This window comes from Streptomyces sp. 378 (assembly GCF_030124145.1).
Taxonomy (GTDB): Bacteria; Actinomycetota; Actinomycetes; order Streptomycetales; family Streptomycetaceae; genus Streptomyces.
Window position 1 is genome coordinate 169,961 of sequence record NZ_JASKMS010000006.1, and the last position, 13,639, is coordinate 183,599.

A 13,639-nucleotide genomic window follows, 5' to 3' on the forward strand; every position below is an offset into this window, starting at 1 on the left:
CTTCTCCGCCTTCTCGGTCTTCTCTGTCCACCCCGTGCATCCCTTGCGTCGTGACGTCAGCCCGGCAATCCCGCCGCCAGCAGTTCCACGAAGCCGATGTCCTGGTTCGCCACGCCGAAGACCTCGGCCCGCAGCAGGGTCCGCTCGGCCCAGGCCCGGTGCGGCTTCACCTCGTTCATCTTGTTCGTGTAGGCCGACCTCATCACACCCCCGCCGCCGCGCTCGGGGCGCAGGATGTCCTGGGCGTCGGAGAACTCCTCGTGGCTGACGACCGACAGGGCGTGCACCGGCAGGACATGCGAGGGGTGGATGCAGGTCTTGCCCAGCAGGCCGTTGGCCTGGTCCAGGGAGATCTCCCTCAGCAGGCCGTCCATGGCGTGCTCGATCAGCTTCTCGCGCAGTTCCGCGGCCTGCACCTCCAGGAAGGGGCTCTGGCGCAGCAACGGCTTGAACATGCGCTCCTGGACCCGGAAGTACTCCCACACCGGCCCGGTCACGGTGAAGCCGGTCCCGTCGGCGCGGCCCAGCATGTTCACCACGTCCTCGATGACGGAGGCGACGATCTGCACGTCGTAGGCTGTCATGTCGGGGCCTCTGCGCAGTCCGTAGGAAGAGCAGAAGTCCGTCACTCCCAGGCGCAGGGCCAGCACGCGCTCGCGGTACTTGTCGATCGCCCGGGAGATGCCTTCCAGGGTCTCCACGCGGGATTCGCGGTACAGCAGCTCCGGGGACTCCAGCACGGGCATGGCGAAAAGGCGACGGCCGCTTTCGGCCTCGGCGGCGACCAGGGCTTCGAGGAAGGGCATGCCGCGTTCCTCGGTGAACTTGGGCAGGACGAACCCGGACAGCAGCCGCGCGGCGGGCCCGAAGCGTCGTACGAGGTCGGGTATCTGCCCGGGGGCGCGGACCCGGATGAACAGCAGCGGCAGGTCGGCGTCCGGGAGGTCGTCGAGGGCCGCGAACTGGCGGACGAGGTTCTCCTCGCCGGGGCCGACGTCGGCGTCGTCGATCGAGTCCTCCAGGCACAGCACCATCGAGACCACGCCGCGACCGGCCTGCTTGAGGATGTCGTCGGCCAGACGCGGCCGGGTGGCCGGGCTGTAGAGCGTGGCGCCCAGGGCGGCCGAGAGCAGCCGGGCCGGGGAGTCCGCGGTGAACGGGCACGGCTCGCGGTAGAAGAGACGCTTCCGCACCTCAGGGGCGATGTGCCCGAAGTGACGCATGGAACTCCCCCGTGGTGGTTGTGCGACCTGCGAATCGACGACATCTGGCCGGTAATAGTACGTAGAAGTCCATGTCGGAGGTTCCCATCAGGCATGAATTTCAGGTAACGCGGGCCATCACAGCCAGTACCCGGCCATCACCACGGTAGTCCGCAACGGCGGTCGGCGCCGCTCGCGACCGTCGCCCGCGTTGTCGTGAGCAGGACCGAGAGGGCAGGATGACCGCATGACGCACGCGATGCTGAAGGGGTCGAACGTCCCGCTGGAAGCCACCACGGTGCGCGCCGTGCTGCGCTGGACACCCGGGCAGGGGGTTCCGGACGTCGACGCCTCCGCGCTGCTCCTCGGCCCCGACGGTCGTGTGCGCTCCGACGAGGACTTCGTCTTCTACAACCAGCCCCGGCACCCGGCCGGGAAGGTGTGGCGGCTCGGCAAGAAGCGGGACGCCGAGGGCCTGACCGACACGATCCAGACGGAACTCACCGGTGTCGAGCAGGAAGTCAGCCGGATTCTGCTGGTCGCATCGGCGGACGGCGTGACGTTCGACCGCGTACAGGCGCTGCGCATCCTGCTGTACGACGCGGCGGGCTCCGACGCCGAGGCGCTGGCGTATTTCGACGTCAAGCCGGAGACGGGCCAGGAGACCGCGCTGATCTGCGGGGAGCTGTACCGGCGCGGCGAGGGCTGGAAGTTCCGGGCGCTGGGCGAGGGCTATTCGAACGGGCTGAAGGGGCTCGCGACGGACTTCGGCATCTCGGTGGACGAGTCGGAGGCGGCCGAGGAGCCGACCACGACGGTCCCCGCGCCGCCCACCACGAACACGCCCGCGCAGCAGACGACCGCCGGTCCCGCGCAGCAGCCCCCCGAGGCCTCCCCGCCGCTGCCCCCGGAGCAGCCCGCCCCCGGAGTGCCCGCGCAGCCCGCCTACGGGTATCCCCAGCAGCCGCCGGCGACCCAGCCGGCGTACGGCTACCCGCAGTCCACCGGCCGCCCCACGTACGGCTACCCCCAGGCCCCTGCCGGGGCGGGTGCGGCGGGGGCGCAGAGCGGCTACGGCTACCCGCCGCCGGTCACGGCGTCCCCCGACCCTGACTTCACCCTGCCCCCGCAGGGCCCGCAGTTCGCCGGACGCTAGGGCGCCGTCCGCGACGTCGCGTCGTCCGCCCGGAAGGCGGGCCCTGCGGCGTCGGCCGGGGCCTCGGGGTCAGCGATCGACCTTGCTCTTGTAGCCCCGGCCCCACTGCAGCCCCCACCCGTACAGCCGGTCGAGTTCGGCCTGGAAGCCGTAGACGAACTTCGCCTCGCGGCGGACGACGATCTCGTCCTTCACCTTCTCGATCATGACGACGGCGCAGGAGCGTGCCTGGGGCTGACGTTCGTCGAGGTGGATCTCGATGCGGGGTCCGTTGCTCGGGTAGAGGGTGACGATGGCCTGTGCGCGGTCGAAGGCGGGTGTCTGGTCGTAGATGTAGACGAACACCAGCAGCCGCTTGATCTGGTCACGGTGGTCGAGGTTGATGTACATCGTCTCGCCGGACGCGGAGCCGAAGCGGTCGTCGCCGCTGAGCTTGACGTAGGGCGCGGCGTTGACGTCGCCGAAGTAGCCGCCGAGGGGCTGGACGACGCCCTTGCTGCCGTCCTGGAGTTCGTAGAGGCAGCCGAGGTCGAGGTCGACGTTGACCATGCTCTGGCTGTGGCCGACGACCTCGGGGGGTTTGAGCGCCCGGAAGGGATGGCGCAGCAGGCTCTCGCGCTGGTTGCCGCCGATGTCGGAGGTGCGCATCCGCCAGCTGAGGTTGACGCGCAGATGGCCGGTGGCCGCGCCCTGTTTGCTGAGTGATATCTGCGCGCGCCGCTTGGTCAGCTCGATCGCGTTGGTCGACGCGTCGCCCGAGTCGAACGGCGTGTCACCGCGCCGGAGTCCGTCGAACAGGCCCATTCCGCCCCCATGTTCACGTGGAGACCGCGGGTCGTCGCCGTACCCGCGGCCCTTGACGACCGACGGGACGGCCGCCGAGGACTCGCCTCGGTGGCCGCCCCGCACAGAGCGTTCCTCACCCGGAGGGGTGTCACACCCCGGACGAGACCTCAGTCTTCGAGTCGGAGCCGGAGTCTCCCTCGGCCGCGGCGATGGCGCGGTTGCGGCGGACGGAGGACCAGAAGGAGGCGCCGATCAGGACGACGCCGATGAGGCCGGTGACGATCTCGTTGATCTCGTAGCGGATGGTGATGAGCAGGATCGCGGCGAGCGCGCCGATGGCGTAGTGGGCGCCGTGCTCCAGGTAGACGTAGTCGTCGAGGGTGCCCTGGCGGACCAGGTAGACCGTGAGCGACCGGACGTACATGGCGCCGATGCCGAGGCCGAGGGCCATCAGGACGATGTCGTTGGTGATGGCGAAGGCGCCGATCACGCCGTCGAAGGAGAACGACGCGTCCAGGACCTCGAGGTAGAGGAACAGGAAGAACGCGGCCTTGCCCGCCACGACCATCGCGGACTTGGGCTTGCCCTCGCGCGCGGCCTGCTCCTCGGCCTCGTGCTCGCGCTCCTCCTCCTCTTCGAGCTTGTCCTCGAAGTAGCCGGACAGGCCACCGACGATCATGTACGTGATCAGACCGCCGATGCCGGAGAGCAGAACGGTCTCCGCCTTGTCGACGTGGGTACCGCCGTGCTGGTGGGCCTGGGTCGCGAAGGTCATGGCCGAGATCAGCAGGACGATCAGCGCGACGCAGACCGACAGCATGTCGACCTTGCCGAGCTTGGCCAGCGGGCGCTCCAGCCAGCCGAGCCACTTGATGTCCCGGTCCTCGAAGATGAAGTCGAGGAAGATCATCAACAGGAACATGCCACCGAACGCGGCGATCGCCGGGTGGGCGTCGGTGACGTACTGCTGGTACTGGTCCTTGTCGGTGAGCGCGAGATCGACGGCCTCGATCGGCCCGAGCTGGGCGCTGACCGCGACGATCACGACAGGGAAGACGAGCCGCATACCGAAGACGGCGATCAGGATGCCGATCGTGAGGAAGATCTTCTGCCAGAAGGCACTCATCTTCTTCAGGATTCCGGCGTTGACCACGGCGTTGTCGAAGGACAGCGAGATCTCGAGGATGGACAGGATCGCAACGACGCCGAACGCGGTCCACCCTCCGTAGAAGATCGCTGCGACCAGGCCGAGCGCGGTGACCGCGAACGACCACCCGAAGGTTTTCAGAACCACTGGCTACCCAATCGTGTGTGTACGGGGCTCCCCCGCGCCGTACCCGGCTTTACGAACTTTTGAAGCCGAAGTCTAGTCGGGACCCCTTCGCGCCCCACTGGCCCCTGGGTTTTGCTCATAACGCGTTATGAGACGTTGACCCCGAAGTCCAGCGCGATGCCCCGCAGGCCCGACGCGTACCCCTGCCCCACGGCCCTGAACTTCCACTCGCCCTGGTACCGGTAGAGCTCGCCGAAGATCATCGCGGTCTCCGTGGAGGCGTCCTCGCTGAGGTCGTAGCGGGCGAGTTCCTGGCCGTCGGCCTGGTTCACCACGCGGATGAAGGCGTTGCTGACCTGGCCGAAGGTCTGTCCGCGCTCGTCGGCCATGTGGATGGAGACGGGAAACACGATCTTGTCGCACTGCGGCGGGACCTTGGAGAGGTCGATCAGGAGCGACTCGTCGTCGCCGTCGCCCTCGCCGGTGAGGTTGTCACCGGTGTGCTCGACCGAGCCGTCCGGGCTCTTGAGCTGGTTGTAGAAGACGAACCACTCGTCCCCGAGCACCCGCCCGCTGTCGCACATCAGGGCACTTGCGTCGAGGTCGAAGGGCGCTCCGGTGGTGGAGCGCGCGTCCCAGCCGAGTCCGACCATCACCTGAGTGAGGTCGGGTGCGGCCTTGGACAGGGAGACGTTGCCCCCCTTGGCGAGCGTGACGCCCATGATGCTGTCCCTCCCCTTGGGCCACCGGCCCGGTGGTGTTACTGAGGTGGTCCTGCACGTCCGGCGCCGCACGTAAACCGTGCGGCGCCGGACAAGAAGACCTCGGGGCCCGGTCGTCAGGGCCCGTCAGGCGCTTCAGACGTTCACACCGAAGTCCTGCGCGATGCCGCGCAGGCCCGAGGCGTAGCCCTGGCCGATGGCGCGGAACTTCCACTCCGCGCCGTGCCGGTAGAGCTCGCCGAAGACCATGGCGGTCTCGGTGGAGGCGTCCTCGCTCAGGTCGTACCGGGCGATCTCGGCGCCGCCGGCCTGGTTCACGACGCGGATGAACGCGTTGCGCACCTGGCCGAAGGACTGCTGGCGGGTCTCGGCGTCGTAGATGGACACCGGGAAGACGATCTTCTCGATGTCGGCCGGGACGCCGGCGAGGTCGATCTTGATCTGCTCGTCGTCGCCCTCGCCCTCACCGGTGATGTTGTCGCCGGTGTGCTCGACGGAGCCGTCCGGGCTCTTGAGGTTGTTGAAGAAGATGAAGTGCTGGTCGTTGCCGACCTTGCCGGAGTTGTTCAGCAGCAGCGCGCTGGCGTCCAGGTCGAAGTCCGTGCCGGTCGTGGTGCGGACGTCCCACCCCAGACCGATGATGACCGCGGTCAGGCCCGGCGCCTCCTTGCTCAGCGATACGTTGCCGCCCTTGCTGAGGCTGACTCCCACGAGTCCTCCATTGGTGTCCAGGGGCGGGATGCCCCGTTGTGCTCGGATGTCGGATCAACGAGTCGATCCTAGTGACGGGTTCCCGCCGCACCCAGGCCCTAAGGCCGACAATTCGGCGGGTGTCGAGCGCTTGCCGCCCGACCGGCGTCACAGGGAGTCGAGCGCCTTCACGTAGTCGTTCAGGTCGCGCGCGTCCGGCAGGCCGTTGACGACGGTCCACCGCACGACGCCCTCCTTGTCGATGACGAAGGTGCCGCGCACGGCGCAGCCCTTGCCCTCGTCGAAGACGCCGTAGGCCCGCGAGACGTTGCCGTGCGGCCAGAAATCCGACAGCAGCGGGTACTCCAGGCTCTCCTGCTCGCCGAAGACGCGCAGGGTGTGGATGGAGTCGTTGGAGACGGCGAGCAGCTCGGTGTCCCGGTCGGAGAACTGCGGCAGGTTGTCACGCAGCTCGCACAGTTCGCCGGTGCACACACCGGTGAAGGCGAAGGGGTAGAAGAGCAGCACGACGTTCTTGCGGCCCCGGAAGTCGGACAGCCGCACGGACCGGCCGTGGTTGTCCTTGAGCTCGAAGTCGGGGGCCTTCTCGCCGACCTGGATCGCCATCGCTGTGGGTGTCCCTTCCTGGTCTCCTCGGGTGGGACCACCCTACGCAGGCACCGGCACAGGCCGGAGGGCGGGCCGACAGCGCCGGCCCGCCCCGCCGTACGACTAACGCTTGGACTTGGCGGCCTTGGGCGTGGCCAGCCGGCTGCCGCTCCAGTCCTTGCCGACGCTGACGCTCTTGGACGCCGTCAGACCCGCCGTGGTGGCGGCTTCCGAGATGTCACTCGGCTCCACGTACCCCGAACGGCCGGTCTTCGGCGTCAGGAGCAGGATCGCGCCGCCCTCTTCGATGTACGTGGTGGCATCCACCAGCGCATCCGTCAGGTCGCCGTCGTCGTCACGGAACCACAGCACAACGGCATCGGCCACGTCGTCGTAGTCCTCGTCCACCAGGTCGGCCTCGATGATGCCCTCGATGGCCTTGCGGAGCTCCTGGTCCACGTCGTCGTCGTAGCCGATCTCCTGGACCACCTGCCCGGGCTGGAACCCCAGCCTGGCGGCAGGGTTCGTCCGCTCCTCCGCGTGGTCCGCGGTCGCGCTCACGGGTTGCCTCCTGATCATGTTTTGGAAATATCTCAGCCACGCGCGTGCGCGAAGCATTGGCCGTAGTCCACACGGGCGGGACCGATCGCGCAAGTACCCGGCCGTTCAGACCGCCGAAACGGTGACGATCCTGGCCGTGTCGCCGCAACTTCAGGCACACCATCATGGCTCGAGGTGACGTACACCACACCTTTCTGCCCTGTTTGGGCGTTTGGGAATCGTCTGTGGGTACGAGACTCGAATGTATTCGCCCCATACGTCACGAAGCCGGGACGGAGTCGATCCCACCGTCGGGTTACCGTCCGGTAGAGATGACGATTCACGGCCCCTAGGGGGACGATGGGGAACGGCGCGGCCCCCAGCGACGACGCCCAGCGACGACAGCGAAACAGCGGCCCTCGCACGGCCCTCTGACAGGTAAGGAACAGCGTGGCTTCCGCATCCGATCGCAACCCGATCATCATTGGCGGCCTTCCGAGTCAGGTTCCTGACTTCGATCCCGAAGAGACGCAGGAGTGGCTCGACTCCCTCGACGCCGCCGTCGACGAGCGCGGCCGGGAGCGCGCCCGCTACCTGATGCTGCGGCTGATCGAGAGGGCCCGTGAGAAGCGCGTGGCCGTGCCGGAGATGCGCAGCACGGACTACGTCAACACCATCCCCACCAAGAGCGAGCCGTTCTTCCCGGGCAACGAGGAGATCGAGCGCAAGGTCCTCAACGCCACCCGCTGGAACGCCGCGGTGATGGTCTCCCGGGCCCAGCGTCCCGGCATCGGCGTCGGCGGCCACATCGCCACCTTCGCGTCCTCCGCCTCGCTCTACGACGTCGGCTTCAACCACTTCTTCCGCGGCAAGGACGAGGGCGACGGCGGCGACCAGGTCTTCTTCCAGGGCCACGCCTCCCCGGGCATCTACGCCCGCGCCTTCCTGCTGGACCGGCTCGGCGAGCAGCACCTGGACGGCTTCCGCCAGGAGAAGTCGAAGGCGCCGCACGCGCTGTCGTCGTACCCCCACCCGCGGTCGATGCCGGACTTCTGGGAATTCCCGACGGTCTCGATGGGCCTGGGCCCGATCGGCGCGATCTACCAGGCGCGCATGAACCGCTACATGGAGGCGCGCGGGATCGCCGACACCTCCAAGTCGCACGTCTGGGCGTTCCTCGGCGACGGCGAGATGGACGAGCCGGAGTCGCTGGGCCAGCTCTCCATCGCCGCCCGCGAGGGCCTGGACAACCTCACGTTCGTCGTCAACTGCAACCTCCAGCGCCTCGACGGCCCGGTGCGCGGCAACGGGAAGATCATCCAGGAGCTGGAGTCGATCTTCCGCGGTGCCGGCTGGAACGTGATCAAGCTGGTCTGGGACCGCACCTGGGACCCGCTGCTGGCCCAGGACCGCGACGGCGTGCTGGTCAACAGGATGAACACCACGCCGGACGGACAGTTCCAGACGTACGCCACGGAGACCGGCGCGTATATCCGCGACCACTTCTTCGGCGACGACCACCGGCTGCGGGCGATGGTCGAGGGCATGACCGACGACCAGATCCTGCACCTGGGGCGCGGCGGCCACGACCACCGCAAGATCTTCGCGGCGTACAAGGCGGCCGTGGAGCACAAGGGCCAGCCGACGGTGATCCTCGCCAAGACGATCAAGGGCTGGACGCTCGGCCCCAACTTCGAGGGCCGCAACGCCACGCACCAGATGAAGAAGCTGACGGTCGACGACCTCAAGCGCTTCCGCGACCGCCTGCACCTGCCGATCCCGGACAAGGAGCTGGAGTCCGGCGTGCCGCCGTACTACCACCCGGGCCGGGACTCGGAGGAGATCCAGTACATGCACGACCGCCGCAAGGGCCTCGGCGGTTACGTGCCCACGCGTGTGGTCCGCTCCAAGCCGCTGGCGCTACCCGAGGAGAAGACGTACGCGACCGTGAAGAAGGGCTCGGGTCAGCAGTCCATCGCGACGACGATGGCCTTCGTCCGGCTCCTGAAGGACCTCATGCGGGACAAGGAGATCGGCAAGCGGTTCGTGCTGATCGCGCCGGACGAGTACCGCACCTTCGGCATGGACTCGTTCTTCCCGAGTGCGAAGATCTACAACCCGCTCGGCCAGCAGTACGAGTCGGTGGACCGCGATCTGCTGCTCGCCTACAAGGAGGCGCCGAACGGCCAGATGCTGCACGACGGCATCTCGGAGGCCGGCTGCACGGCGTCGCTGATCGCGGCCGGGTCGGCGTACGCCACGCACGGCGAGCCGCTCATCCCGGTGTACGTCTTCTACTCGATGTTCGGTTTCCAGCGCACCGGCGACCAGTTCTGGCAGATGGCCGACCAGCTGGCGCGCGGTTTCGTCCTGGGCGCGACCGCCGGCCGTACGACCCTGACCGGTGAGGGGCTCCAGCACGCGGACGGCCACTCACAGCTGCTGGCCTCCACGAACCCGGGCTGCGTGGCCTACGACCCCGCGTTCGGGTTCGAGATCGCGCACATCGTGAAGGACGGTCTGCGCCGGATGTACGGCTCCTCCGAGGAGCACCCGCACGGCGAGGACGTCTTCTACTACCTGACCGTCTACAACGAGCCGATCCAGCACCCCGCCGAGCCGGACAACGTCGACGTCGACGGCATCCTCAAGGGCCTCTACCGGTTCAGCGAGGGCACGGCCGGCTCGATCCCGGCGCAGATCCTGGCGTCCGGTGTCGCGCTCCCCTGGGCCGTCGAGGCGCAGAAGCTGCTGGCCGAGGACTGGAACGTCAAGGCGGACGTCTGGTCGGCGACCTCCTGGAACGAGCTGCGGCGCGAGGCCGTGGACTGCGAGCAGCACAACCTGCTGCACCCCGAGGAGGAGCAGCGGGTGCCGTACGTCACGCGCAAGCTGGCGGACGCGCGGGGGCCGGTCGTGGCCGTCTCCGACTGGATGCGGTCGGTTCCGGACCAGATCGCGCGCTGGGTGCCCCAGACGTACCAGTCGCTCGGTGCGGACGGCTTCGGCTTCGCGGACACGCGGGGCGCGGCCCGGCGGTTCTTCCACATCGACGCGCAGTCGATCGTGGTGGCGGTGCTGACCGAGCTGGCCCGTGAGGGCAAGGTCGACCGCTCCGTGCTCAAGCAGGCCATCGACCGGTACCAGCTGCTCGACGTGTCGGCGGCGGACCCGGGGGCCGCGGGCGGCGACGCGTAGGACGTCGAGGTCGCGGGCGGTTCCCGTGGGGCGGCACCCTGAGCGGTGCCGCCCCACGCGTTTCCTACGATGCTTCCATGACGCTCCCGATGACCGCATCGACCGCTCTGGCCCGTTGGGAGCGGCGCACCCAGGGCCCACTGCTGGTAATGGCCGTGCTCTTCGCGATCGCCTACGCCTTCCCGATCGTGTCCCCGACGGCTTCGCAGGACGTGCTCACCGCGTGCCATGTCGCCAACTGGGTGGTGTGGGCCGCCTTCGCCGCGGACTATCTGGTCCGCCTGTGGCTGGCCGAGGACCGGCTGCGGTTCGTGCGCGGCAATCCGCTGGCGCTGCTGGCCGTGGTGCTTCCGCTGGCGCAGCCGCTGCGGCTGCTGAAGCTGGTGTCGATGCTGTTCCTCGCGGGGCAGCGGGCGCGGCTGGCGTCGCAGGTACGGGTCACCACGTACGTCGCGGGGTCGTGCCTGGGACTGCTCGTGTTCGGTGCGCTGGCCGTGCTGGAGGTGGAACGGGACGAGCCCGGTGCCTCCATCCAGACCCTGGGGGACGCGGTCTGGTGGGCGTTCACCACGATGACCACCGTGGGGTACGGGGACATGGCACCGACCACCGGGCTGGGGCGGATCCTGGCGGTCGGTCTGATGCTGTCCGGGATCGCGCTGCTCGGTGTGGTGACGGCGAACATCGCCGCCTGGTTCATCGCGCGGTTCGAGATGGACGACGCCGAGGAACGGCGGCAGACCGAGGCGATCCGGGAGCTGACCGAGGAGGTGCGGGCGCTGCGCGGGGAGGTGGCGGCGCTCAAGGGCACCCCGGTGGAATGACTGGAGGGCCCGCGTGTACCCCGTCGGCGGGCTTCGATACCGCTGCCTGCGCGCTGCCCCCCTCCAGCAGCGCGCCGCAGCGTCCGTCCTCCATGCCCTGCGGAGGACTTGACCCACTGTGACCTGCCGCGCCCGCCGAAGGGGAGGGTTCGGCGGTTCCGTTCACCCTGATAGGCGAACGGAACCGCCGGGGAGCGTCAGATGTGCGCCGCGCCCGCGCCGGCCTCCGCGTTCGCACCGCGCTTGGTGAGGAACGCGACCAGTACCGCCACCGCGGCGACCCCGGCCGCGACGAGCGAGGCCGCGCTCATGCCCGAGATGAACGTGTCGTGCGCGACGCCCGTGATCTTCGCGGCGATGGCGTCCGGTGTGCCCGGGGCCACCGGCGGAACGCCGACCTGGACCGCCTCCGAGGCCTGGTGCTCCTGCTCCGGGGTGAGCGGCGGGAGGCCCGCCTTCTCCCAGTTGCCGGCGAGGTCGCTGTTGACCTTGGAGGCCATGACGGCACCCAGCACGGCCGTGCCGAGGCTGCCGCCGATCTGCATGGCCGCCTGTTGCAGACCGCCCGCGACGCCCGAGAGTGCCAGCGGGGCGTTGCCGACGATGACCTCGGTCGCGCCGACCATGACCGGCGCGAGGCCGAGGCCCAGCAGGGCGAACCAGAGCGACATGACGCCGCTGCCGGTGTCCGTCTCCAGCGTCGACATCCCGTACATGGCGATCGCGGTGAACGCCATGCCGCCCGCGAGCGGGACCCGGGGGCCGAACTTGGTGATCATCACGCCCGCGAGCGGCGAGCCGACGATCATCATGCCGGTGAGCGGCAGCAGGTGCAGGCCCGCGTCGATCGGGCTCATGCCGTGCACGTTCTGGAGGTAGAACGTCACGAAGAACAGGCCGCCCATGAAGGCGATGGCCATCAGGACCATCAGCACGACACCCGCGGACAGCGGCACGGAGCGGAACAGCGCGAGCGGGATCAGCGGCTCCCTCACCTTCGTCTCCCAGAAGGCGAAGAGCGCGAAGCACAGCACGGAGGCGCCGAGGAAGCCGAGCGTCTTCGGGTCACCCCAGCCCCACTCGGACGGCGGTGCCTTGATGAGCGCCCACACCAGGCAGAACACGGCGGTCGACAGCAGGGCGATGCCCGGCAGGTCGAAGGAGCGCGGGGCGTTCTCGGCGCGGTGGTCGAGCAGGATGAGCACACCGAGGACGACGGCCAGGACACCGACCGGCACGTTGATGAAGAACACCGACTGCCAGTTGACGTGCTCGACGAGGACACCGCCGAGGATCGGGCCGCCCGCGGTGGACGCGCCGATGACCATGCCCCAGATGCCGATGGCCATGTTCAGCTTCTCAGCCGGGAAGGTGGCGCGCAGCAGGCCGAGCGCGGCCGGCATCAGCAGCGCGCCGAACAGGCCCTGGAGGACGCGGAAGACGACGACGAAGGCGATGCTGTCGGACAGGCCGATCGCGCCCGAGGCGGCGGCGAAGCCGACGACGCCGATGAGGAAGGTCTGCCGGTGCCCGAAGCGGTCGCCGAGCTTGCCCGCGGTGATCAGGGAGACCGCGAGGGCGAGGAAGTACCCGTTGGTGATCCACTGGACCTCGGCGAACGTGGCGCCGAGGTCCTTCTGTATGGCCGGGTTGGCTATGGCCACGATGGTGCCGTCGAGGGCCACCATCATGACCCCCACGGCGACGGTGATGAGGGTGAGCCAGGGGTGCCCGCGCAGCCCCTTGGCCGGCGCCGCGCCCGACGGCGACGCCGGTTCCCCGCCCCCCGGTCCCGTCGTGTCGATGGTGGTCTGACTAGTCATGCCGGGAGGCTAATGACAGTCACTGACAATTGACAAACCAATTCACTAGTCGGTTACTGACACGACATCCGCGTATAGCCTGAACTGGGCGAACACTTCAGATGAGAGGCATGTCTTGAACCTGCGCGAACGAAAGAAGCGGCGCACCCGGGACGCACTGCTGCGGGCCGCGCTGGAACTGTTCGCCACGCGCGGGTACGAGGAGACGACCGTCGACGACATCGCCGCCGCCGTGGACGTCTCGCAGCGCACCTTCTTCCGCTACTTCGCCGGCAAGGAGGAGACGGCGTTCTTCGTGCCGCGTCTCGCCGAGACGCTCGTCGTCGAGGCCCTGCGCACGCGCCCGCCGGACGAGGTGCCGCTGGAGGCGCTACGCCGGGCCGTGCTGGAGAGCTGGGACGCGATCAACGAGGCCGTCGAGGAACTCGTGCCGATCGAGCTCCACCTGCGCGTCTACCGGGTGATCGAGTCGACGCCCGCGCTGCTCGCCGCCCATCTGCGGCGGTCGGCGGAGCTGGAGGAGCAGCTCGCGTGCATCATCGCCGAGCGCGAGGGGCTCGACGTGGACGCGGACCCCCGGCCGAGGATCGTCGTGGCCCTCTTCGGCGGCGTGATTCGTGTCACCGAGCGGCTGTGGTCCGCGGGGGACGACCTCAGCCTCGACGGAATGCGCGGACTCACCACGACCTACCTGGATCAGGTGGGTCCCGCGCTGGCCGGGAACTGGCGTGCGGAGCGCTCCCCTTAACGCATCCACCGAAACGTGATCCCAGTCACTTGGCCAACGCGAGACCCTCTCGTTCTCCTAGTGTGTCC

Annotated in this window: 12 protein-coding genes; 4 read left to right on the top strand and 8 right to left on the bottom strand. The window is 68.8% G+C overall.

The features are described from left to right. Positions 1-56: 56 nt before the first annotated feature. Positions 57-1,223, bottom strand: a complete 1,167-nt coding sequence (locus QNO09_RS11215) for an HpcH/HpaI aldolase/citrate lyase family protein (RefSeq protein ID WP_283969971.1) — start codon at positions 1,221-1,223, stop codon at positions 57-59. A gap of 226 nt (positions 1,224-1,449) precedes the next feature. On the opposite strand from QNO09_RS11215, the gene QNO09_RS11220 reads away from it, so the two are divergent. Then, positions 1,450-2,358, top strand: coding sequence for a TerD family protein (locus tag QNO09_RS11220; protein ID WP_283969972.1), 909 nt, complete (start codon positions 1,450-1,452; stop codon positions 2,356-2,358). Positions 2,359-2,427: 69 nt separating this feature from the next. Here QNO09_RS11220 and QNO09_RS11225 read toward each other — a convergent pair whose 3' ends face one another. From QNO09_RS11225 to QNO09_RS11250, 6 genes are all read right to left on the bottom strand, one after another. Then, the gene (locus QNO09_RS11225) at positions 2,428-3,162 is read right to left on the bottom strand and encodes a TerD family protein (protein ID WP_283969973.1); all 735 of its coding nucleotides are present in this window, start codon (positions 3,160-3,162) and stop codon (positions 2,428-2,430) included. A 130-nt stretch (positions 3,163-3,292) separates the two neighbouring features. Next, positions 3,293-4,438: a DUF475 domain-containing protein gene (locus QNO09_RS11230; protein ID WP_283969974.1), complete on the bottom strand. Its 1,146-nt coding sequence runs from the start codon at positions 4,436-4,438 to the stop codon at positions 3,293-3,295. 125 nt (positions 4,439-4,563) lie between these two features. After that, a complete protein-coding gene (locus QNO09_RS11235; RefSeq protein WP_283969975.1) occupies positions 4,564-5,139 on the bottom strand; it encodes a TerD family protein in 576 nt (191 codons plus the stop codon). A 135-nt stretch (positions 5,140-5,274) separates the two neighbouring features. After that, positions 5,275-5,850 carry a TerD family protein gene (locus tag QNO09_RS11240; protein ID WP_283969976.1) on the bottom strand — a complete coding sequence of 192 codons (576 nt, stop codon included), beginning with the start codon at positions 5,848-5,850 and terminating at the stop codon, positions 5,275-5,277. A gap of 147 nt (positions 5,851-5,997) precedes the next feature. Beyond that, positions 5,998-6,456, bottom strand: coding sequence for a peroxiredoxin (locus QNO09_RS11245; protein ID WP_283969977.1), 459 nt, complete (start codon positions 6,454-6,456; stop codon positions 5,998-6,000). A gap of 105 nt (positions 6,457-6,561) precedes the next feature. Then, a complete protein-coding gene (locus QNO09_RS11250; protein ID WP_062926619.1) occupies positions 6,562-6,999 on the bottom strand; it encodes a DUF3052 domain-containing protein in 438 nt (145 codons plus the stop codon). A gap of 429 nt (positions 7,000-7,428) precedes the next feature. Between QNO09_RS11250 and aceE the strand changes: the two genes are divergently transcribed. After that, the gene (aceE, locus tag QNO09_RS11255) at positions 7,429-10,176 is read left to right on the top strand and encodes a pyruvate dehydrogenase (acetyl-transferring), homodimeric type (RefSeq protein ID WP_283969978.1); all 2,748 of its coding nucleotides are present in this window, start codon (positions 7,429-7,431) and stop codon (positions 10,174-10,176) included. Between the two features lie 77 nt (positions 10,177-10,253). Then, entirely contained in the window at positions 10,254-11,000 is a 747-nt protein-coding gene (locus tag QNO09_RS11260) for a potassium channel family protein (RefSeq protein ID WP_451522233.1), read from the top strand. A gap of 197 nt (positions 11,001-11,197) precedes the next feature. Here QNO09_RS11260 and QNO09_RS11265 read toward each other — a convergent pair whose 3' ends face one another. Beyond that, on the bottom strand, positions 11,198-12,823 hold the full coding sequence (locus QNO09_RS11265) for an MFS transporter (RefSeq protein WP_283969979.1): 1,626 nt from the start codon (positions 12,821-12,823) through the stop codon (positions 11,198-11,200). A 115-nt stretch (positions 12,824-12,938) separates the two neighbouring features. Between QNO09_RS11265 and QNO09_RS11270 the strand changes: the two genes are divergently transcribed. Beyond that, positions 12,939-13,571, top strand: coding sequence for a TetR family transcriptional regulator (locus tag QNO09_RS11270; protein WP_283969980.1), 633 nt, complete (start codon positions 12,939-12,941; stop codon positions 13,569-13,571). Positions 13,572-13,639: the final 68 nt, after the last annotated feature.

Coding starts and splice junctions, on each gene's coding strand:
- QNO09_RS11215 (WP_283969971.1), bottom strand. CDS start 1,223: ATGCGTCACTTCGGGCACATCGCCCCTGAGGTGCGGAAGCGTCTCTTC.
- QNO09_RS11220 (WP_283969972.1), top strand. CDS start 1,450: ATGACGCACGCGATGCTGAAGGGGTCGAACGTCCCGCTGGAAGCCACC.
- QNO09_RS11225 (WP_283969973.1), bottom strand. CDS start 3,162: ATGGGCCTGTTCGACGGACTCCGGCGCGGTGACACGCCGTTCGACTCG.
- QNO09_RS11235 (WP_283969975.1), bottom strand. CDS start 5,139: ATGGGCGTCACGCTCGCCAAGGGGGGCAACGTCTCCCTGTCCAAGGCC.
- QNO09_RS11245 (WP_283969977.1), bottom strand. CDS start 6,456: ATGGCGATCCAGGTCGGCGAGAAGGCCCCCGACTTCGAGCTCAAGGAC.
- QNO09_RS11260 (WP_451522233.1), top strand. CDS start 10,254: ATGACGCTCCCGATGACCGCATCGACCGCTCTGGCCCGTTGGGAGCGG.
- QNO09_RS11265 (WP_283969979.1), bottom strand. CDS start 12,823: ATGACTAGTCAGACCACCATCGACACGACGGGACCGGGGGGCGGGGAA.